Annotated in this window: 14 protein-coding genes and 1 pseudogene; 9 read left to right on the forward strand and 6 right to left on the reverse strand. The window is 44.2% G+C overall.

The features are described 5' to 3' along the window. Nucleotides 1–199 precede the first annotated feature (199 nt). Both nagZ and ABEF84_RS13075 read left to right on the forward strand, forming a co-directional pair. Nucleotides 200–1222, forward strand: a complete 1023-nt coding sequence (gene nagZ, locus ABEF84_RS13070; RefSeq protein WP_034586752.1) for a beta-N-acetylhexosaminidase — start codon at nucleotides 200–202, stop codon at nucleotides 1220–1222. 117 nt (nucleotides 1223–1339) lie between these two features. After that, nucleotides 1340–2203: a class I SAM-dependent methyltransferase gene (locus ABEF84_RS13075; protein ID WP_034586754.1), complete on the forward strand. Its 864-nt coding sequence runs from the start codon at nucleotides 1340–1342 to the stop codon at nucleotides 2201–2203. Nucleotides 2204–2239: 36 nt separating this feature from the next. On the opposite strand, the gene ABEF84_RS13080 is transcribed toward ABEF84_RS13075, so the two are convergent. Beyond that, nucleotides 2240–3577 (reverse strand): alpha/beta fold hydrolase, encoded by a 1338-nt coding sequence (locus ABEF84_RS13080; RefSeq protein ID WP_034586757.1) that lies wholly within the window; start codon nucleotides 3575–3577, stop codon nucleotides 2240–2242. 326 nt (nucleotides 3578–3903) lie between these two features. Here ABEF84_RS13080 and ABEF84_RS13085 point away from each other — a divergent pair, with 326 nt between their 5' ends. From ABEF84_RS13085 to pta, 3 genes are all read left to right on the forward strand, one after another. After that, entirely contained in the window at nucleotides 3904–5169 is a 1266-nt protein-coding gene (locus tag ABEF84_RS13085) for a glutamate-5-semialdehyde dehydrogenase (RefSeq protein ID WP_347453173.1), read from the forward strand. Between the two features lie 451 nt (nucleotides 5170–5620). Next, nucleotides 5621–6844 carry an acetate kinase gene (locus ABEF84_RS13090; RefSeq protein WP_347455999.1) on the forward strand — a complete coding sequence of 408 codons (1224 nt, stop codon included), beginning with the start codon at nucleotides 5621–5623 and terminating at the stop codon, nucleotides 6842–6844. A gap of 55 nt (nucleotides 6845–6899) precedes the next feature. Then, nucleotides 6900–9041, forward strand: a complete 2142-nt coding sequence (gene pta / locus ABEF84_RS13095) for a phosphate acetyltransferase (RefSeq protein ID WP_347456000.1) — start codon at nucleotides 6900–6902, stop codon at nucleotides 9039–9041. Between the two features lie 184 nt (nucleotides 9042–9225). Here pta and ABEF84_RS13100 read toward each other — a convergent pair. Continuing rightward, nucleotides 9226–9464, reverse strand: a pseudogene (locus tag ABEF84_RS13100) (DUF2171 domain-containing protein). Between the two features lie 665 nt (nucleotides 9465–10129). Between ABEF84_RS13100 and ABEF84_RS13105 the strand changes: the two are divergent. Then, nucleotides 10130–11656 (forward strand): fumarate hydratase, encoded by a 1527-nt coding sequence (locus tag ABEF84_RS13105; protein WP_034586772.1) that lies wholly within the window; start codon nucleotides 10130–10132, stop codon nucleotides 11654–11656. Nucleotides 11657–11720: 64 nt separating this feature from the next. On the opposite strand, the gene ABEF84_RS13110 is transcribed toward ABEF84_RS13105, so the two are convergent. The 4 genes from ABEF84_RS13110 to tig form a co-directional block, all read right to left on the reverse strand. Continuing rightward, nucleotides 11721–12434 carry a DUF2846 domain-containing protein gene (locus ABEF84_RS13110; RefSeq protein WP_347456001.1) on the reverse strand — a complete coding sequence of 238 codons (714 nt, stop codon included), beginning with the start codon at nucleotides 12432–12434 and terminating at the stop codon, nucleotides 11721–11723. A gap of 170 nt (nucleotides 12435–12604) precedes the next feature. Beyond that, nucleotides 12605–13915 (reverse strand): ATP-dependent protease ATP-binding subunit ClpX, encoded by a 1311-nt coding sequence (clpX, locus tag ABEF84_RS13115; RefSeq protein ID WP_034584351.1) that lies wholly within the window; start codon nucleotides 13913–13915, stop codon nucleotides 12605–12607. Between the two features lie 29 nt (nucleotides 13916–13944). After that, nucleotides 13945–14550, reverse strand: coding sequence for an ATP-dependent Clp endopeptidase proteolytic subunit ClpP (clpP, locus tag ABEF84_RS13120; RefSeq protein WP_034584353.1), 606 nt, complete (start codon nucleotides 14548–14550; stop codon nucleotides 13945–13947). Nucleotides 14551–14744: 194 nt separating this feature from the next. Continuing rightward, nucleotides 14745–16076, reverse strand: a complete 1332-nt coding sequence (tig, locus tag ABEF84_RS13125; RefSeq protein WP_034584354.1) for a trigger factor — start codon at nucleotides 16074–16076, stop codon at nucleotides 14745–14747. Between the two features lie 494 nt (nucleotides 16077–16570). Between tig and ABEF84_RS13130 the strand changes: the two genes are divergently transcribed. The 3 genes from ABEF84_RS13130 to ABEF84_RS13140 all read left to right on the forward strand — a co-directional run bounded on the left by ABEF84_RS13130 (nucleotide 16571) and on the right by ABEF84_RS13140 (nucleotide 20777). Further along, nucleotides 16571–18832, forward strand: a complete 2262-nt coding sequence (locus ABEF84_RS13130; protein ID WP_347454696.1) for a TonB-dependent receptor domain-containing protein — start codon at nucleotides 16571–16573, stop codon at nucleotides 18830–18832. A gap of 115 nt (nucleotides 18833–18947) precedes the next feature. Beyond that, nucleotides 18948–19631 (forward strand): Fe2+-dependent dioxygenase, encoded by a 684-nt coding sequence (locus ABEF84_RS13135; RefSeq protein WP_034584358.1) that lies wholly within the window; start codon nucleotides 18948–18950, stop codon nucleotides 19629–19631. Nucleotides 19632–19667: 36 nt separating this feature from the next. Beyond that, the gene (locus tag ABEF84_RS13140) at nucleotides 19668–20777 is read left to right on the forward strand and encodes an alpha-hydroxy acid oxidase (RefSeq protein WP_034584359.1); all 1110 of its coding nucleotides are present in this window, start codon (nucleotides 19668–19670) and stop codon (nucleotides 20775–20777) included. Nucleotides 20778–20836: the final 59 nt, after the last annotated feature.

Here is a 20836-nt window from a genome sequence, read left to right on the forward strand (position 1 = left end):
AATAGTTCGTACTTCCTTGGTCGCCTGACCAATTTAACTGTGTCGTTTTCCGATCAAAAATGAAGGTATTCGCGATCTTAAACAACTTAATAAGTTTATGTTGTGTAGTTTTATCATATTCTGTACAGCTAAAGTGTAGCAAAAGATTGCAGAAATCAGGTATTGTTTCCGCTGAAAAATACGAATATGGACACTGCATATGATTGGCGCATTGATGCTCGACATCGCTGGCACTCAACTTACCCAGGAAGATATTGAATTGCTGCAGGCTCCGCAGGTTGGCGGGGTAATTCTGTTTGGTCGCAATATTGAATCCCCGGCTCAGGTTCGTGCTTTGACCGATCATATGCGCCAGATTCGTCCAGATATTCTGATTGCTGTGGATCAGGAAGGTGGCCGCGTTCAGCGCCTCAAACAAGGCTTTACCCTACTTCCTGCCATGGGCTGTTTTGGTGAGCTGTATCAGGCTGAACCAGAACGTGCTTTAGAGCTTGCTGAAAAATGTGGCTGGTTGATGGCAACCGAAGTACTGGCGGTTGGTATCGATTTCAGTTTTGCTCCGGTACTGGATCTGAATGATATCAGTGATGTGATCGGTGACCGCAGCTTTGCTAAGAGTATCCAGGACATTATTCCACTTGCAAGTGCTTTCCTCAAAGGTATGAAACGCGCCGGCATGGCCTCCACCGGTAAACATTTCCCGGGTCATGGCTCTGTTAAGGCTGATTCGCACGTGGCTGCTGCCGTGGACACCCGTAGTTATGAAGAAATCCAGCAAAAAGACATGCAGACCTTTATCCAGCTACAACCTCAACTAGATGCCCTCATGCCAGCGCATGTCATCTATAGCCAAGTCGATCCAAATCCGGCTGGTTTCTCGGAATTCTGGATTCAGAAAGTCTTACGTCAGGAGCTTGGTTTCGACGGCGTCCTGTTCTCGGATGACCTGAGCATGCAAGCCGCTTGTGTGGCTGGTGGCGCTGATGCCCGTATTCAAGCCGCGCTGAATGCAGGTTGTGATATGGGCTTGGTCTGTAATGACCGTGTGGCACAATGTGTGGCATTAGAAGGTATTGTCGACCTACCTTTGCCCAATCAGGAACGCCTGGAACGCATGCGTGGCCGCATTCCTGAGATAGAGGTCGGTGAAGTATTAGACCTAGGTGATGAATGGTGTCAGGTGCGTGACGAAATCACTGCATTTAAAAACCAGTTTGCTTAAGTTTTCTTATCCAACGAATTGCTGAAAATACGACAAAAGGAACACCACAAGGTGTTCCTTTTTGTTTATGATGTCTTTGTATAAAAATCAATACAATAACAACAAGGTCAGGATGACATGTCAGCACAACTTTCACAGCATCGCCATATTTCTTTTACCGCGCATTACACCGGTTATATCTGGTACCAGATGGGCATCTCACATCCAGTTTTTGCCACAGGCCGGGGAAAATTTCTTGCCGCGCTGGTTCACCCTTTGGAAACCTGGGCTGAAAAGCACGTCGGTGGTAGTATGCGGACTACCCTGCGTCAGCGCCATCAGATGATTGACGAACATCTGTGTCAACTGATTCAGCAACACCCAAAACTACAAGTGCTAGAAATTGCCTGTGGCCTGTCACCGCGTAGCTGGAATTTCAGACAGAAATTCCCGGAGATCAATTATCGTGAACTAGATCTCCCCGATATGGCCAAGATCAAAACCCAGGCGCTAAAAGCACTAGATCAGGATGCACCCGAAGTACTGACCGCCGATATTTTTAGTGAAGAACTGGCTAATATTTTTCAGGTCTTTGATCCCGAACAGCCATTGGTGGTGATTAGTGAAGGCCTGATTAACTACTTTGATAAAGACCTATTGCAGACTTTATTAAAAGGTATTGCAGAATATGGGCAACGCTTCCCGGAGATTCATTACCTCAGTGATATTTATCCTGAACCGGTCAAAAACCGTCTGGCCAGTTTTATCTGGGCCTGCAGCCGTTTACTGAAGTTTATGTCCCGCAGTGCCTTTACCTTTCATTTTAAGTCACCGCAGGAATTGCAGCAGTTCTGCCAGCAGGCAGGTTTTGCTAACGTAGAGATTCAACAGCCACAGCGTTATTTTGCTAAACCTCGTCAGCCAAACCCGATTATCGAGCAAGATGAACATCTCGGTGATCTGGTCTGGATGATTCATGCGACTAAAAAAAACAGCGGTTAATCCGCTGTTTTTTATTTCTATTATTTGGAGCCTTGATTAAACCACGGCATCAAAGGATGGCGCTTCTAGCATCGCTTTCTGATGACGTACAAAACGCAACAAACGATCTGCCACATCAAAACTGCCATGCTTGAACAGGGCACGGATCTGATTCTCAGTATGTTCAAAGATCAGGCATTCAATTTTGAACTCTCCTTCTTCATCTTCCAAATGCAGCGCTAAATCTCGTGGATACTGAATTGCCTGCTGAACCTGAGCTGCATCCAGTTCCAGCAATACGCCAAAGAAACTCAAATCCACAATGGTTGCATCTAGGCGTAAATCAGAATGACGGTGACTCAAAAAACGTTCCGGAGTTTGTACTGGAATTCGTTCTTCGCCACGGCGTTCAATTTGCTGCATCTGTTCACGGGTAAATGGAATAATGCCTTCCAGCTGATCAATCGGTTCATCTCGCAGGAATGTGGCAAATAAATGCATGGTTTCCTTACGGCGTTGCAACTGTGGCACATGATCCGCCCCCGCAATTTGGGCGTACTGCATATCTGGACACTGCAGGGCAAAGTTGGCATTTTCATGTGGCAAGGTAAAGCTGTCATACTGACCACACGCGACCAGCACCTTGCATTGTGGAATAGGTACATTGGTTAGACGCAGCAGACGGTTACAGTTGATGTCATAACGATCCTGCTCTGTCTCGGTAAATTCTGCCATCTGTCTAAAGAACAGGCGTTTTGCTGTTGGTGACATTTTGGTTTCCGTCAGGCGGGCATGATTGACCAGATACAGAATCACTGCCTGACCAAATTCATCCATCCGACCTTCTTTCATCAGGTGTAGAGACTCCTCCAGCAGCATACGCCAGCTCTTACGGGTCTTCTGCATTACACCCATCAGGATCATGCGATCGACCAGTTCCGGACGTTGATTTGCCAGACAGGAAGCAACCACAGAGCCGAGTGACATCCCCAGCACCGCCACTTTAGGTAAATGCATCTGTTCCAGCCAACGCCCCAACATGCCAGCCAATTCTTCTAATTCCAGCGTTCCAGCAGAGACACCTGTGTCGACATTGGTAATCTGCTTATTGGCACCCATTGAAGGCAGGTCAATCAGGATAATCGGACCCGCATCGAACAGCTGCTCAACACAGTATTTATAGGAATTAAAATTCTGGAATGCACCCCCAATAATGACCATTGGGGTCATGTGCAGCGTGTCTGGACGGGCAATTGCCATATATTCAATTTTCCAGCCATCCATCCAGGTAGTACGTGGTGGCTGTTTGAAACTGTTTTTATCGTAAAGATCAAAAAAGTCATAATGGCTCGGTTGATCAGTGCTCGGGTGATCCATCTGGATAATGGAATTCATATTCCTTTCCTCCGTCCTTGCTTATTTTTATTGTGCAAGCAATTATCGAGAGATGTCATGTTTTCAGGATCAGCTTAAAAAATCCTGAAAATCTGCCTTTCTCTTTATTTATTATGTAATTTGACATCAATGTCGCTGGCAATCATTCTATACAGAGCGGCTTTTCACAAGCAACTGATCTGGCAACCGCTTGTCTGCTTTTGTCCATAAAAACAATTTCAAAATGTTTAGCTATTGTAAATCCACATGAAATTTTGACAGTGGACTTCATTGTCCCGCCACAGACTGTTAATATCGGGTAGATATTTCTAAGTGATCAAACCGCTATGCAAGAGTCTATTGAACAATATATGCAAACGGTAGGACAGCAGGCTCGTCAGGCTTCACGTGTCTTGGCGCGTGCGTCCACCCAAACCAAAAACAATGCCCTGTCAGCAATTTATACGGCTTTAAAAAATAGCGAAGCTGCAATTCTGGCTGCCAATCAGATTGATATGGCGAAAGCGCACCAGAACAATCTTGACAGTGCCCTGCTGGATCGCTTAGAACTGACTCCCGCACGTTTCAAAGGTATGCTGCAAGGCCTGAATGACGTGATCAGTCTGGTCGATCCGATTGGTGAAATCACCGATATGGCTTACCGTCCATCCGGCATTCAGCTGGGTAAAATGCGTGTGCCGCTCGGTGTGGTCGGCATGATCTACGAATCACGCCCGAACGTAACTTTAGAAGCTGCATCGCTGGCACTGAAATCCGGGAATGCAATTATCCTACGTGGTGGTTCAGAAGCACTGGAATCCAATCAAGCGATTGCCACTGCGATTCAGCATGGCTTGCAGGTCGCTGGCTTACCAGAAGCTGCAGTACAGGTCATCAAGACTTCAGACCGTGCTGCAGTCGGCCATTTGATTACCATGTCAGAATACGTTGATGTGATCGTGCCACGTGGCGGTAAAGGGCTAATCGAACGTATTACCAATGAAGCACGTGTACCGGTGATCAAGCATCTGGATGGTAACTGCCATGTCTATGTCGAAGCACAAGCGGACTTACTCAAGGCATTACCAATTGCACTAAATGCCAAGACCCATCGCTATGGTGTCTGTAATGCCATGGAAACCCTGCTGGTCGATGAGAAAGTAGCTGCCGAATTCCTGCCACGTGTCGCTGAACTGTATCAGGGAAAACAGGTCGAACTGCGTGGCTGTGCCGAAACTCGCCGTATTCTGGGGGATCAGGTTGTAACTGCTTCAGAAGAAGACTGGTATACCGAATATCTTGGCCCGATTCTGGCAGTCAAGGTCGTTTCTGGCGTGGAAGAAGCGATTGAACATATCAACAAGTATGGTTCACATCATACCGATGCCATCATCACGGAAAACTACAGTATTGCCCGTGAATTCATGGCAGGTGTGGATTCCAGCTCCGTGATGATCAATGCCTCTACCCGTTTTGCCGATGGCTTTGAATATGGTCTTGGCGCAGAGATTGGTATTTCCACCGACAAAATTCATGCCCGTGGTCCAGTCGGACTGGAAGGCCTGACTTCCCAGAAATGGGTGGTGTTTGGTGACGGTCAGATTCGCCAATAATTCAGCAAATGAAAAACAGCCCTTTCAATGGGCTGTTTTTATCAATGCAAGAAAATTGATAGCTCGCAATAACTGACCCCATGGGTCACATTTTATAAGGATTATCTTTATTCATTTGTAGTCTGTTTATATTTTCACCAATTCTTTGTATAAACTATAACAAAGTATTCAGTTGGCAAAAACTTGGAGAATTCTCAGATTTGGATCAAGATGAAACTACGCGGGATGAGGTACTATTTTATTCATAAATGAAAACGATGAACTGATAAATTTTAATTATAATTGTTTGAATGATCGATAGTGCTTAAGTCTAATCACCTAAAGTCTATCTAGGACAGAAAAAATCCGCATGTTAAAACATCATCACTGATCTAAATTGCATCGCTTTTTTGCTCGCAAGCAGGTCAACTTAATGGATGAGAATTTTAATTAGAATATCGGGTAAACAATCGTGTCTAAATCAGTATTAGTTATTAATTGTGGCTCTTCTTCGATCAAGTTTGCTTTATTACTTGAAGAACAGAACTTCCGTATTCACGGCTTAGCTGAAAACTTAGGCACTGAAAATGCCCGTATTAAAGGTGTGACTGTCGGCGACCAACCAGTCGATATTCATATTCCTTTTGCAGATCACAAAAAAGCGCTGGAAGTTGGTCTGGAACGTCTTGCGAACTACAAACCGGATGCGATTGGTCACCGTGTGGTACACGGCGGCAGCCTGACCAAAGCTGAACTAATTACTGACGAAATCATTGAAAAAATTCGTGAGGCAACGCCTCTTGCACCTTTACACAACCCGGCTCACCTGATCGGGATTGAAGCAACCCAGCGTCTGTTCCCGGATCTGCCACAGGTTGCGGTATTTGATACCGCGTTCCACCAAACCATGCCAGCACACGCTTACCGCTATGCCCTGCCAAAATTCCTGTATACAGACTTTGGCGTACGTCGTTACGGCTTCCATGGTACCAGCCATGCTTATGTTTCTGAACGTGGTTCTGAACTGGCAGGTAGCTTCAAGCAAGGCGGCTGGTTAACCGCACACTTGGGCAATGGTAGCTCGACCTGTGCGATCTGGAATGGCCAAAGTATGGATACCTCAATGGGTCTCACACCACTGGAAGGTCTGGTCATGGGTACCCGTAGTGGTGATGTTGATCCAAGCCTGCACAGCTTCCTGGCAGCTAACCTGGGCTGGGACGTTTATAAAATCGACCGTATGCTGAACAAAGAAAGTGGCCTGCTCGGTTTATCCGACAACTTGTCAAATGACATGCGTACCCTGATTGAAGCGTCTGAAAATGGCAATGAAGATGCAACGCTGGCGATTGAAGTATTCTGCTACCGCCTAGCAAAATCACTAGCTGCATTGAGCTGTGGCCTGCCACGTGTGGATGGCCTGTTCTTCACTGGTGGTATTGGTGAAAACTCAGCATATATTCGTGAAAAAACCATGGTTTACCTGCCACACTTCGGCTTTAATCTGGATAAAGAAGCCAACAATGCATTAAAGCGCGGTACTGAAGGCCGTATCGACAACGGCACAGGCCCACAAATCTGGGTCGTGCCTACCGATGAAGAAGGCCGTATTGCTAAAGAAACCCAGCACGTGGTTGAGCAGGAAGTGGAGAACACGACTGTAAAAAAGTCTGAACCTGAGGCTGCGCTTGCTTAAGCAGGCGTAGGATTCCTATACCTTCTATTTTTAATTTTAGATATTTGAATACGCTATGAAGACCATTCTATTAGTTCCAACAGGGGAAGGTGTTGGTTTAACCTCCGCATGCTTAGGCCTGATTTATGCACTGGAATGCCAAGGTGTAAAAGCCGGTTTTGTTAAACCCTTTTCACAGGAAAAGACTCAGGAAAATGATCGCACTACGACATTATATCGTCATTTAACCCAAAGCGAGACGGTTGAACCACTTGCTTATGAGAGCCTGATCCAGCGTTTCAATTTGGGTGAAACCGACGAATTACTTGAAGATGCGGTACGGCTGCATCGTCAGGTTGCCAAGAACCATGACCTGATTATTGTTGAAGGACTGGTGCCGAATAGCCGTGATACCTTTGCACCCAGCTTGAATGCAGCACTGGCTCAGGCACTGGATGCCAAAGTGGTGATCGTTAGCAACGCGGATATTAACCAGCCTGAAATCGCAGCTGAAAAAGTGGAAAGCCAATTGCGTTACTTGGGTGGTTCATCTTTGAGCCGGATCGCGGGTGTCCTGTTTATGCGCACCAAAGGCCTACCAGAAGATTCAGCACAGATTCCAGTCACCATTGATCCAGGCTTACGCCTGATCAGCGATACCAATAAATTTACCGCCGATATTCAAAAATCCTATCCACACATTGGTTCTGAAAAGATTCCAGTAATTGGCTTGGTGCCATTCAGCAATACTTTAAGTGTGCCACGTATTTCCGATCTGGCCGCCCATATTTCAGCAGAATGGATCAACCAGGGTGAAGCCAAACAGCGCCGTGTGTTACATAGCAGTTTAATTGCATCCAATATTGAACATGAATTGCATAAATTCGTCGCAGGTGAACTGATCATCAGCGCATCAGACCGTATTGATGTGTTGCTGGCAAGTAGCTTGGCCAGCAGCAATGGTATTCCTTTGGCCGGTCTAGTACTGACTGAACATTATGAGCCAAATGCAGCGGTACTGGAGTTCTGCCAGACCGCGATCAAACATGGTCTGCCTATTCTACATACGCCACTCAGCACTTTTGAAACAGCGCAAAACCTGGCGAATTTAAGCAATGAAATTCCATGTGATGATACCGAACGCGCGGAACAGGTGACCCGTTTTGTGTCCAGCCATCTGAATGAAGAATGGATTGCGCAGTTGATCAATGGTTCTTACAAACCACGCCTGTCCCCTTCTGCATTCCGCCATGAACTGGTGCAGAAATCGATTGCCGCGAAAAAACGCATTGTCCTGCCTGAGGGTGATGAGCCGCGTACTATTCAAGCCGCTGCAATCTGCCAATCTCGCGGTATAGCGCACTGTATCCTGTTAGCCAAACCGGAAGCAGTGTTCGAAGTTGCCAAAGCCCGTAATATTGAATTGCCAATCGATCTGGAAATTATTGATCCCGACCTGATTCGCGAAAATTATGTGGAGAAAATGGTTGAACTGCGCAAAGGCAAACTCAACGAACTTCAAGCACGTGAGCAATTACAAGATACGGTTGTACTGGGCACCATGATGCTGGCGCTGGATCAGGTTGATGGCCTGGTGTCTGGTGCAGTACATACGACAGCCAATACCGTACGTCCGGCTTTCCAGCTGATCAAAACAGCGCCTGAATATTCACTGGTGTCTTCGGTATTCTTCATGCTGTTACCAGATGAAGTTTATGTTTATGGCGACTGTGCGATTAACCCGGATCCTGATGCTGCCCAACTGGCTGAAATTGCGATCCAGTCTGCTGACTCAGCTAAAGCTTTTGGTATTGACCCGCGTATTGCCATGATTTCCTACTCCACAGGAACATCAGGTGCTGGTGCTGATGTCGAAAAAGTGGCTGAAGCAACCCGTATTGCCAAAGAGCGTCGTCCTGATCTGCTCATCGACGGCCCATTACAATATGATGCGGCATCGGTGGAAAGTGTTGGTCGTCAAAAAGCACCAGATTCGCAGGTGGCTGGCCGTGCTAATGTATTCATTTTCCCGGATCTGAATACAGGTAATACCACCTATAAAGCGGTACAGCGTGCTGCGAACGTGGTTAGCGTTGGCCCAATGCTGCAAGGTCTTAATAAACCAGTGAATGACCTGTCACGTGGCGCTTTGGTGGATGACATCGTGTTTACCATTGCCCTGACGGCGATTCAGGCTGATCAGCAAGCAAATCGCTAATTTCACGGATTCCCCCGATCTGTGCTTTCGCCACTCAATCAACGTATTGAGTGGCTTTTTTGCTTTACATACTTTATTTAAAATTCCACCCTTTCAATAAAAATGCCAGTTTCTAAACTGGCATTTTTATCTTTCCAATCATCATTTTCCGAGAAAAAATAATGGTCACAATAAGTCCTTCAACCTATAGCGTTGTCCATTGACTGTGGACTTCATCAACAGTTTTATTTAGAACCACCTGATCGCCTTTGACTTCACTGACCCAACGCAGTGGAATCAGATGGTGCTCATTATTTTCGTCATCACTGCGGGTTAATTTAATCGAATCCTGACCTTCTAAATGGTCGACTTTTCCACTTGGGTGCCATCTGAAGCCATTACTGAGGCATGTTCCCGGATGTCACTTGGATTTATAGTAGCCATAACAATTGCCCTTTTTATTTGATAGAAGCTTAGAGAAATCAGTCTAGGCAATAAAAAATCGGCGGTGTGTAAGGGTTTAGCTAGCTTTGCGTATTTCTGGGTTAATTATGTAATAGGAAAAATACAGCGTGTTTCAGCAGGTGAATAGAGTATTAAAAACTTGAAGAAAGGAAAGATAGAAGGATTTTTTAGAGTTTATATAAGAAGGAATTTTTATTAAATTTCAGGCATAAAAAAAGAAGATAAAGCTTAGGCTTGATCTTCTTTCTGACCGTAGAACCAGGTCGCTGCGATATATGCACTGAAAGCAAGAACCATAAGAACAACTGAAGCTGACATATTATTAAGTCTCTAGTGTTGATGCAGGCATTATGCAAAAGAATTATGACAGTTATATGACAAAAACAATTGTATTGTATTTTTTATAATTTATATAAATTTCAAATATTTAATAGATTTTTAAAGCCTTTTAAAGCGTTTATAACATGAAATATGACAGCCAATATGACACTTTTTTACTGAAATATGACATCCAGTAATCCACTGTTATGAACCAGCTTCTACATTAAACTTTCGCCCAAAAGCAGCCTAAAACACCCCACAAGTTTTATGTTTTGTCATATAATTTAGCCCGCTAGCTATCAGCCCGCTCAAGAGATTTTTGTATGACAACTATTATCAAGCAAGATGACTTGATCACATCGGTTAAAGATGCGCTTCAGTTCATTTCATACTATCACCCGCAGGACTTCATCCAGGCGATGAGTCGTGCGTATGACCGTGAAGAAAACAAAGCTGCAAAAGATGCGATCGCACAAATCTTAATTAACTCTCGTATGTGTGCAGAAGGCCACCGCCCGATCTGCCAGGATACCGGTATCGTAAACGTATTCGTTGAAGTGGGCTTGGACGTTAAATTTGATTTAACCATGAGCTTGGACGATGCGATTAACGAAGGTGTACGTCAAGGTTACTTGGAAAATACCAACGTACTACGTGCTTCTGTACTGGCGGATCCTGCTTTCGGTCGTAAAAATACCAAAGACAATACGCCAGCTGTCATTCACTACAAACTCGTTCCAGGCAACAAAGTAGACATCACTGTAGCTGCGAAAGGTGGCGGTTCAGAAAACAAATCTAAACTTGCGATGTTGAACCCATCTGACTCAATCGTGGATTGGGTACTGAAAACTGTTCCAACTATGGGCGCTGGCTGGTGTCCTCCTGGTATGCTGGGTATCGGTATCGGTGGTACTGCTGAAAAAGCCATGATGCTTGCAAAAGAAGCATTAATGGAAGAGATCAACATGGACGAACTGCTTCGTCGTGGTCCAGAAAACAAAATCGAAGAACTTCGTATCGAAATCTTTGAAAAAGTAAATGCATTGGGTATCGGTGCTCAAGGTCTGGGCGGTTTAACTACAGTTCTCGACATCAAGATCAAAGACTACCCATGTCACGCTGCTGGTAAACCAGTCGGTATGATTCCTAACTGTGCTGCAACTCGTCACGCACACTTCACACTGGATGGTTCAGGCGTTGCACACATTCAAGCACCAAGCCTTGAAGACTACCCTGCTGTAACTTGGGATTCATCCTCTTCTAAACGTGTTGACCTAGACAACATCACTCAAGAAGAAATGAACTCTTGGAAACCAGGTGACACACTGCTTCTGAACGGTACTATTTACACTGGCCGTGACGCTGCGCACAAACGTATGGTCGACATGCTGAACCGTGGTGAAGAGCTGCCTGTAGATCTGAAAGGCAAATTCATCTACTACGTAGGTCCTGTCGATCCAGTTGGTGATGAAGTGGTTGGTCCTGCTGGTCCGACAACTGCGACTCGTATGGACAAATTCACTCGCCAGATTCTGGAAACAACTGGTCTTTACGGCATGATCGGGAAAGCAGACCGTGGTCCTGCTGCGGTTGAAGCAATCAAAGACAACCAAGCGACTTACCTGATGGCGGTTGGTGGTGCTGCTTATCTGGTATCCAAAGCGATCCGCGAAGCTGAAGTGGTTGCTTTTGAAGACTTAGGTATGGAAGCAATCTATAAATTTGTTGTAAAAGACATGCCTGTTTCTGTTGCTGTTGACGTGAATGGTACTTCTGTACACGCAACTGCGCCGAAAATCTGGCAAGCAAAAATTGGCAAGATTCCAGTAGTTGACGCTGCTGCAGGCTAATTTGAGCTTCATAAAAAAGCACCCATTCAGGGTGCTTTTTTTTTGCCTAATGTTAAATCAATGGTTACCAGGTCAAAGGATTCCACAATTTAAATGGCGTGGTCAGCTGTACATCCTCGGAAGGATCATATTCCACGGCTTTAATTTTCTGGGCTTTTTTACGTATTTTTCCAGTATTCTGATCTTCTGCGACAAAGTTATAACTATCAGATTTCAACTGGGTATAGGCAATTTCATTCAGACCAATATTTTCAGGCATCAACATCAATGGGCCGGTCTGGGTACGGCGTGTGGAAATATTTTCCTCATCATATTTAATAAAATACGACTGCCCTTCCTCTACGGTGAAATCTAAATATTTCGGCTTCTGGAAATGCATTGCACCGAGTGGACGACTGGTACTCAGACGATAGCTACCCGGTGGCAATTCAAGCCAGTAATAATGGTTATGCAGCAGGCTTGGAATGCGTTCCTGATTAATAAACAGGCTGGCGGCCACAATTTCCTGACGGTTCCATTTCGAATCCGGACGGTATAAATAGACCACCGCTGCCTGTTCATGTTGTGGCTTCACTGGTGTAAAACGTTGACCCAGTTTTTGATTGACCCAACCACCAATGGTAAACATACCCACTCGATGCTGCTCTATAAAACCAGGTTCTTCGCTCAGATCGATATTTTTCAGTGTTGATGTGAGTTGCTGTTCCTGAACAGCGTGCTTTGAATGACAGCCCATCAAGGTCATACAACTGATGAGTACAAGTGCAGCTCCACGCATGCTTTTCCCTCACTGCGTCTTTATTATTTTATGCAGGTATTTAATCCAATCTTCATCTTATTAATCAGGCATCCACGTCCTAAGGGATGAGAGTAACATCGGGTTTATTTTTTGCAAATAAAAAAACGTGCGAAAACCGTTCATTTTCGCACGTTTCTGACGAATAGCAGTTAAGCAGACTTGCTATTCACCACTTTCAGGTCGACCTTGGGTGTCGCAGCCTGTTCCTCAGTTGGCTGACGTTCCGGCAGGAAAGTCGGTGCTGCTTCACCATTAATCACGGCTTCCGTAATCACTACCGTACCGACATCTTTACGGCTTGGCAGGTCATACATGGTTTCCAGCAACGCATTTTCCAGAATCGAACGCAGACCACGTGCACCCGTATTACGTTCCAGCGCTTTTTTCGCCACGGCACGTAAAGCAGATTCTTCAAATACCAGGTCTACATCTTCCATCTCGAACAGATGCTGGTACTGACGGGTCAAGGCATTCTTCGGTTCGGTCAGAATCTGCATCAATGCGTCTTCATCCAGTTCATCCAGTGTTGCAATGACTGGCAAACGACCAATGAATTCTGGAATCAGACCAAATTTCACTAAGTCAGTTGCTTCTACCTGACGGAACAGTTCAGACAGCTTCTTGCTTTCGTCTTTGTTACGGACTTCAGCAGTAAAGCCAATACCGCCTTTTTCCTGACGCTGCTGCACGATTTTCTCAAGACCTGAGAACGCACCGCCACAGATAAACAGGATGTTTGAGGTATCAATCTGGATAAATTCTTGCTGCGGATGCTTACGGCCACCTTGTGGTGGAATAGAAGCAACCGTGCCTTCAATCATCTTCAGCAAGGCTTGCTGTACACCCTCACCCGATACGTCACGGGTGATGGATGGGTTTTCAGACTTACGGGTAATCTTGTCGATTTCATCGATATAGATAATGCCCTTCTGCGCCTTCTCAACATCGTAGTCAGCTTTTTGCAGCAGCTTCTGTACGATGTTTTCCACATCTTCACCGACATAACCGGCTTCGGTTAATGTGGTGGCATCTGCCATGGCAAATGGTACATCGAGCAAACGTGCAAGGGTCTGTGCCAGTAGGGTTTTACCCGAACCAGTTGGACCGACCAGCAAAATATTACTTTTGGCAATTTCAACGCTATCATCCGGTTTTTTACCATTGGTCTGCACTTTCAGACGCTTGTAATGGTTATATACCGCAACAGACAGGGTCTTTTTCGCTACGTCCTGACCAATTACATATTGATCCAGCGCCGCACGGATTTCATGCGGTTTCGGCAAAGGACGATTCGCCCAATCACCAGATTCGACCTGCTGACTGGTTTGAACCAAATCCAAGCATACGTCCACACATTCATTACAAATGTAGGCGTCTTCGCCAGCAATCAGTTTGCCGACTTCAGACTGCGTTTTACCGCAGAATGAACAATGCTTTTGTCCTTGAGTATGTTCGGACATAGTCTCTCCAATATCTCAATCTTTAACACTTATGGACGTTTCGTGAGAACTTCGTCCACGAGACCATATTCTTTCGCTTGCTGAGCAGTCATGAAGTTATCACGGTCAGTATCACGTGCGACTTTTTCAAAGTCCTGACCACTATGTTCTGCCATCAAACGGTTTAAGCGTTCCTTGATGAACAGAATTTCACGAGCATGGATTTCGATATCAGAGGCTTGGCCTTTAAAACCGCCCAATGGCTGGTGAATCATGACACGAGCATTCTCAAGACAATAACGTTTGCCTTTCGCGCCCGCGTTCAGCAGGAATGCACCCATTGATGCTGCCTGACCCATACAGTAAGTCACAACATCCGGTTTGATGAATTGCATGGTATCGTAAATTGCCATACCCGCAGTCACCGAACCACCTGGTGAGTTAATGTAGAGGTGGATATCCTTGTCAGGATTCTCCGCTTCCAAGAACAGCATTTGCGCAACGATCAGGTTGGCCATGTGATCTTCAACTTCACCAGATAAGAAAATTACCCGCTCACGTAAAAGACGTGAATAAATATCAAAAGAACGTTCACCACGAGATGACTGTTCTACCACCACTGGAACTAAAGCGTTTTCAATCGCTGGAACATACATACGTTTATTTATTCCTAAATTTTTTGTGACTTAACCCATAATTACAATATGAGGGATAATTGGCTAAATTGCAAAATATTCGCCACAAATTCCATGATATTTTTTGCATTAGTTTTGTGAAAAACTGATTAGGTCAATGAAAGCTAAAGTATTAAAAAAAGGCGCATAAAGCGCCTTTTTCAGTTCAGCTGAACTTAGCCTTGCTGGCGAGCTTGCTGAGCTTTCAATAGGTCTTCATAGCTAACCTGTTTGTCAGTCACTTTAGCAGCAGCTAGGATGTGATCAACAACTTGGTCTTCAAGAACAACAGCTTCGATTTGAGCACGTTGTTGCTTGTCATTTTTGAAGTATTCAATCACTTCATTTGGATCTTCGTAAGAAGAAGCCATGTCTTCGATATAAGCTTCTACACGTGCTTGATCTACTTCGATTTTCGCATCAGCAAGTACTTTGCTTACCAGTACGCCAAGTTTCACAGATTTTTCAGCTTGTTCTTTGAACAGCTCATCTGGAAGCATGCTTGAATCAAATGCTTTCGCACCTTGAGCACCGAACTGTTGAGTGAACTGCTGGATCATTTGTTGACGTTGACGGTCAATTTCTTGAGTCAGCATAGCTGCTGGAATTTCAACTTCGTTCGCTGCTACAAGCGCATCGAAAGTTGCTGCTTTCACTTGATTGCGAAGACCGTTTTTCACTTCACGTTCCATGTTTTTGCGAACGTCAGCTTTCAGTTTTTCAACGCCGTCTTCTTCAGAGATACCGAAGATTTGCAGGAATTCAGCATCAACTTCTGGAAGTTTTTGTTTTTCAACAAGCTTCACAGTGATTTTGAATTGAGCTTGTTTACCAGCCAGGTTTTCAGCTTGGTAATCTTCTGGGAAAGTTACGTCGATAACTTTCTCTTCGCCTTTCTTCATACCGATGATGCCATCTTCGAAGCCAGGGATCATACGACCAGAACCAAGTACTAGTTTAAAGTCTTGAGCTGAACCGCCTTCGAATTTTTCGCCGTCGATAGAACCTTCAAAGTCGAAAGTGACTTGCATGTCTTTTTTCGCCATGCCTTTAGTTTCAACCCAAGAAGCACGTTGTTTTTGAAGATTTTCAATCATCTTCTCAACGTCTTTGTCGTTTACTTCAGCAGCGTTGCGTTCGATTTCCAGACCGTCGAATTTCACTTCAACTTCTGGGTAAACTTCTACAGTTGCTTCATAAACTAAAGCATCATCTTTCATTTCAGTTTTTTCGATGTTTGGCATACCAACAGCGTTGATTTTCTCTTGTTGGATTGCTTCGAAAACTGTGTCACGGATGATGTCGTTCACAACTTCTTGGTAGATACCAGCACCGTATTCACGACGAATTACGTTTAGAGGCACTTTACCTGGACGGAAGCCGTTGATTTTCGCAGTCTTAGCTGTGCGTTTCAAGCGAGCTTCAAATTGCTCATTAATACGGCTCGTCGGTACAGATACGTTTAAACGACGGGCAACGCCCGAAACCGCTTCAGAAGTTACTTGCATGGCTTCCTCTATATTTTGGTAATAACAGGTTTATAAAAATGTGCCACATTATATGACAACATTTCCAGATATACAAAACACAACGTCATAAACCGCGTTTTTGCTGCTTTAAATAGCAATTTTTCTTAAAAGTCTGCCCTTTTTGGTTCAAATCGGATTTTTAGCCAAATTATTTTAATTCAGGCTAAAAATTCTTCAAATAAAGCTGACATGATGAAAAGCCATGACAACATTTATAGAGTTTTTAAGAAGATTTCGTTGCTTTTCGGTTTCAGAAATAAAATGGATAAATTCCCAATAAAAAAACCAATATCAATCCAATAATCAGATCTATATTAAAAACAAAAACTTAAATTAAGAAAACCACTGTTTTTAATCTATTAAACCATTTAAATTCAAATCATTGATAGTTATTTGCTATGAAAAAAGAGTTCTTAATTTAAATAAGAATCATTATTATTTGCATACACAAATAAGCATCCTTCGGGTTTAACATGTCATTCATCAAGTCACGTAAAAAAATCGTTTCTTCTGCGATCGCCTCCTCTCTTTCTATGATCGCAGTGAACGCTGTTGCGGAAGAGCAAGTTATTCAACTTGAAACGATCCATCAAGAAGTTGCTGCTGAAAAAGAACCAAGCTTAAAAGTAGACAATTCAGCCAATAAGAAATTTGTTGCACCTTTATTGGATACGCCTAAATCGGTATCCGTCATTTCCAAACAGCTGATTGAAGATACTCAGGTCACTACACTGGCTGATGCTTTGCGTAATGTCCCAGGTATTACCCTCGGTGCTGGTGAAGGTGGCAACCCGAATGGTGACCGTCCGTTTATTCGTGGCTATAACTCTGAAAGCTCGATGTATGTCGATGGCGTGCGTAGCGCGACTTCACAAAACCGTGAAATGTTTGCAGTAGAACAGGTTGAAGTAACTAAAGGTTCCGCATCTGCCATGGGTGGTGCTGGTACGACTGGCGGCAGCATCAACATGATTTCTAAAGTGGCTAAAGCAGGTGACTCTTTAGAAGGTTCTGTTGCAGGCGGTACAGATAATTACCAACGTATTACCTTAGATGGTAACAAAGACTTTGGTAATGGCATCGCAGCACGTGTGGCATTAATGGGTCACCATAATGAAAAAGCCGGCCAAAAAGACGGTGCTGAATATTCACGTGCAGGTATTGCGCCAAGTATTACTTTTGGCCTGGATACCCCTACCCGTGCGACTTTAAGCTATTACTATTTAAAATCTGACGATACACCTGATTCTGGTGTGCCTTACTGGGATTCAGCTACTCAAACAGCTACTGGCAAACCACTCAACGCCAAACAAGGCATTTATTATGGTTGGGAAGATCGTGATTTCCAAAAACAGGAAAATCAAATTGGGACATTAAAGTTAGAGCATGATTTAACTGATGATCTCACCATCAGCAATACTGCTGTGTATGGCAAATCTAAGAATGACTATGTCTGGACACAACCAGATGACTCAAAACTAAATATCGTCAATGGCCAAGTGGTTCGTCGTGCAAATACACGTATTACGGACACAGATACATTTAGTGATCAATTATCTTTAGCCGGTAAGTTTAATACAGGTGCTTTAAAACACAGCTTTAACACAGGTGTGGAGTATTCTCGTCAAGAGTCTGATAAAGGTAGCTATAATCTAACCGATCTCGGCGTAACAACGACCACACTTCCAAATGGCACACCAAACATAAGTGCTTCTAAGGGTTGTTCAGGCCTTACTGGCTCCACTTCTAACTTCTGGTGTACCAATGCCTACCAACCTAATTCAAGAGATCCTTGGTTAGGCTCAATCGCCGCCTCACCAAAAGCAAGTACAACAGAAACAGAAAGCACTGGTATCTATCTATTAGATAATATTGAATTAAATCCACAGTGGTTACTAGACTTAGGTGTACGTTGGGATAAGTTTGAAACCGAACAAACGATTCACGCCTCAAATACTAAGTATGCGAGTGACAGTGACTTCTTTAACTACCAAGCGGGCGTAACTTATAAACCACTTCCGAATGGTTCTATCTATGCAAGCTATGCAACTTCCGCCAATCCAGTAGGCGTAGATGCTGCTGATGGTTCAGAAGGAATTTCTGTACCTGGACGTAATACAACTGAAGAACAAGCTCAAGCTATGAACAACCTTAAACCTGAGGAAGTTCGTACTATGGAACTGGGCACTAAGTGGGATTTATTTGATGATAGATTAAATCTGACCGCGGCTATTTTCCGTACTAAAAAAACCAATACCCGTGCGGCTGATACCGATGGTTTTACACGTAATATCGGTGAAACACGTGTAGACGGCCTTGAACTAGGAGCAAATGGTAATATCACAGATAAATGGGCTGTATCTGCAGGTTATACTTATCTAGACAGCGAAATTGTCGATGATGGTGCTGGTACGAATGATGGTAACCAGGTTCAAAACGTTGCGAAAAACTCAGCAACACTTTGGACAACTTATGACTTAACACCAGCTTTCACAATTGGTGCAGGTGCAGTGGCAATGGATAAAGTCTATGGTGATGCAGCTAATACTAAATATGTACCAGGCTATGTCCGCTACGATGCTATGGCACGTTATAACGTGAACAAAAATGTTGATTTACAACTGAATGTCAACAACCTGACCGATGAACGTTATTTCACTAAAGCTTATGCATCGCACTATGCAACTGAGGCAGAAGGCCGTAACGCAGTCCTTTCTCTGAACTTTAAATACTAAGTAAAACAAATCCCTTATATTAATAAGGGATTTATCTAAAATAGCCTCTGCATAGAGGCTATTTTTGTATATGCTGTCATTATAAAAATTCATTATATTTCTGGAAGGTCTTGCTGTGATTCACCATATTCCAAATGTACTAAGCAAAGAACAGGTTCAGTATTTTCGCAATGAAATGGCGAAAGTCGAATGGATCGATGGCAAGAAAACCACAGGATCACTTTCCGCAAATGTAAAACAGAACCAGCAGCTCCAAGAAGATCACCCTTTAACCCAACATTTAGGTGACATTATTCTGGCAGCATTAGGGCAAAATCCCTTATTTACTTCTGCTGCCCTTCCACTACAAATTTTGCCACCTTATTTTAATCGCTATGAAAATGGCGAAACTTTCGGTTTTCATGTCGATAATGCCATCCGCTGGATTCAAGGCACTAATCAACGTATCCGTACCGATTTATCCTGTACCATTTTTCTAAGCGAACCGGAAGAATATGAAGGTGGTGAACTCGTGGTTGAAGACACTTATGGCTATCATGAAGTCAAGCTGCCCGCAGGAGATATGATTCTCTATCCTTCGACCAGCGTGCATGAAGTAACACCTGTAACAAAGGGATGCCGGATTGCTTCATTTTTCTGGCTGCAAAGCATGATTCGTGATGATGCCAATCGATATATGCTGTTTAATCTGGATCAGAGCATTCAGAATCTTAGAATAGAACTCGGTGACACGCATGCAGAAGTGGTGAAACTCACCAGTCTGTACCATAACCTGATCCGCAAATGGGCTGAGATTTAAATTACGCACTGATCATTTATAAAAGCTGAGCCATCTATGACTGAAAAAAATATCCTGCCGCCCCTGAACCAGATTCCAGCCCATCTGCAAACTATTGCAGACTATGAAATTGAAGCAGAGAAACATCTGTCCAGTATGGTCTGGGATTATCTGCAAGGCGGCTCCATGGATGAAGTCAGTGTCCGGGATAATTTACAGCAGTTTCAGAATATTCAGCTTCTGCCGCGTATGCTGAAAGATCTAACCCAAGGCAACACTGAAATTGAAATTTGCGGACAGAAATTTCCGCATCCGATTTTCCTGGCACCGATTGGACACCAGCAGCAGTTTCACCCTGAAGCCGAAGCCGCCTCTGCCCTTGCCGCAGAAGTCATGGGCAGCAATATCATTCTCAGTACTTTCACCAATACCGATATGCGGGCACTAAAACAGGACAATCCACTCAAATGGTTCCAGCTGTACTGGCAAGGTGATCGGGAAAAATCTTTAGCCTTGGTAAAAATGGCTGAAGCACACCATTATACAGCGCTGGTGATTACGGTAGATTCACCACATACCGGTATTCGTGACCGGGAACGTCGTACCTTTTTCCATTTACCGGAAGGCATGCAACATCCACATACGCCAACGCATATTCCCCTGCCCGAATTAAAAGAGAGTGATCATCCGGTTTTTCATGGTCTGATGAAAATTGCGCCAACCTGGGACGATATTGCCTGGATTGTCCAGCAGACTCACTTACCTGTGATTCTGAAAGGGATTGTGCATCCACACGATGCCCAGCTAGCGATTCAACATGGTGTAAAAGGCCTAATTATTTCCAATCATGGCGGTCGTGTGCTGGACACCTGCATTTCCCCACTGCTTGCTTTGCAGCTGATTAAAAAGGTGGTGCCTACGGATTTTCCACTACTTTATGACGGTGGCATCCGTCGTGGCTCGGATGTATTCAAAGCCATTGCTTTAGGCGCTTCTGCAGTGCTGATTGGCCGTCCTTATATTTATGGTCTGGCAACGGCAGGTGCACTGGGCGTAGCGCATGTGATTAAAATTTTAAAAGAAGAATTTGAAATCACCATGGCATTGATGGGCACAGCAACTATCAAGGATATTCAACCGGAGTGCCTATTTAGCGGGATGGAATGATTCATTTTATTCAGCCCTTTATTTATAGTTTTTTATAGTAGCCTAAACCTAAGAAGATG

The organism is Acinetobacter sp. ANC 7912 (genome assembly GCF_039862785.1).
In the GTDB taxonomy this organism is placed as follows: Bacteria; Pseudomonadota; Gammaproteobacteria; order Pseudomonadales; family Moraxellaceae; genus Acinetobacter; species Acinetobacter thermotolerans.

Coding starts and splice junctions, on each gene's coding strand:
- nagZ (WP_034586752.1), top strand. CDS start 200: ATGATTGGCGCATTGATGCTCGACATCGCTGGCACTCAACTTACCCAG.
- ABEF84_RS13075 (WP_034586754.1), top strand. CDS start 1,340: ATGTCAGCACAACTTTCACAGCATCGCCATATTTCTTTTACCGCGCAT.
- ABEF84_RS13080 (WP_034586757.1), bottom strand. CDS start 3,577: ATGAATTCCATTATCCAGATGGATCACCCGAGCACTGATCAACCGAGC.
- ABEF84_RS13085 (WP_347453173.1), top strand. CDS start 3,904: ATGCAAGAGTCTATTGAACAATATATGCAAACGGTAGGACAGCAGGCT.
- pta (WP_347456000.1), top strand. CDS start 6,900: ATGAAGACCATTCTATTAGTTCCAACAGGGGAAGGTGTTGGTTTAACC.
- ABEF84_RS13105 (WP_034586772.1), top strand. CDS start 10,130: ATGACAACTATTATCAAGCAAGATGACTTGATCACATCGGTTAAAGAT.
- ABEF84_RS13110 (WP_347456001.1), bottom strand. CDS start 12,434: ATGCGTGGAGCTGCACTTGTACTCATCAGTTGTATGACCTTGATGGGC.
- clpX (WP_034584351.1), bottom strand. CDS start 13,915: ATGTCCGAACATACTCAAGGACAAAAGCATTGTTCATTCTGCGGTAAA.
- clpP (WP_034584353.1), bottom strand. CDS start 14,550: ATGTATGTTCCAGCGATTGAAAACGCTTTAGTTCCAGTGGTGGTAGAA.
- tig (WP_034584354.1), bottom strand. CDS start 16,076: ATGCAAGTAACTTCTGAAGCGGTTTCGGGCGTTGCCCGTCGTTTAAAC.
- ABEF84_RS13130 (WP_347454696.1), top strand. CDS start 16,571: ATGTCATTCATCAAGTCACGTAAAAAAATCGTTTCTTCTGCGATCGCC.
- ABEF84_RS13140 (WP_034584359.1), top strand. CDS start 19,668: ATGACTGAAAAAAATATCCTGCCGCCCCTGAACCAGATTCCAGCCCAT.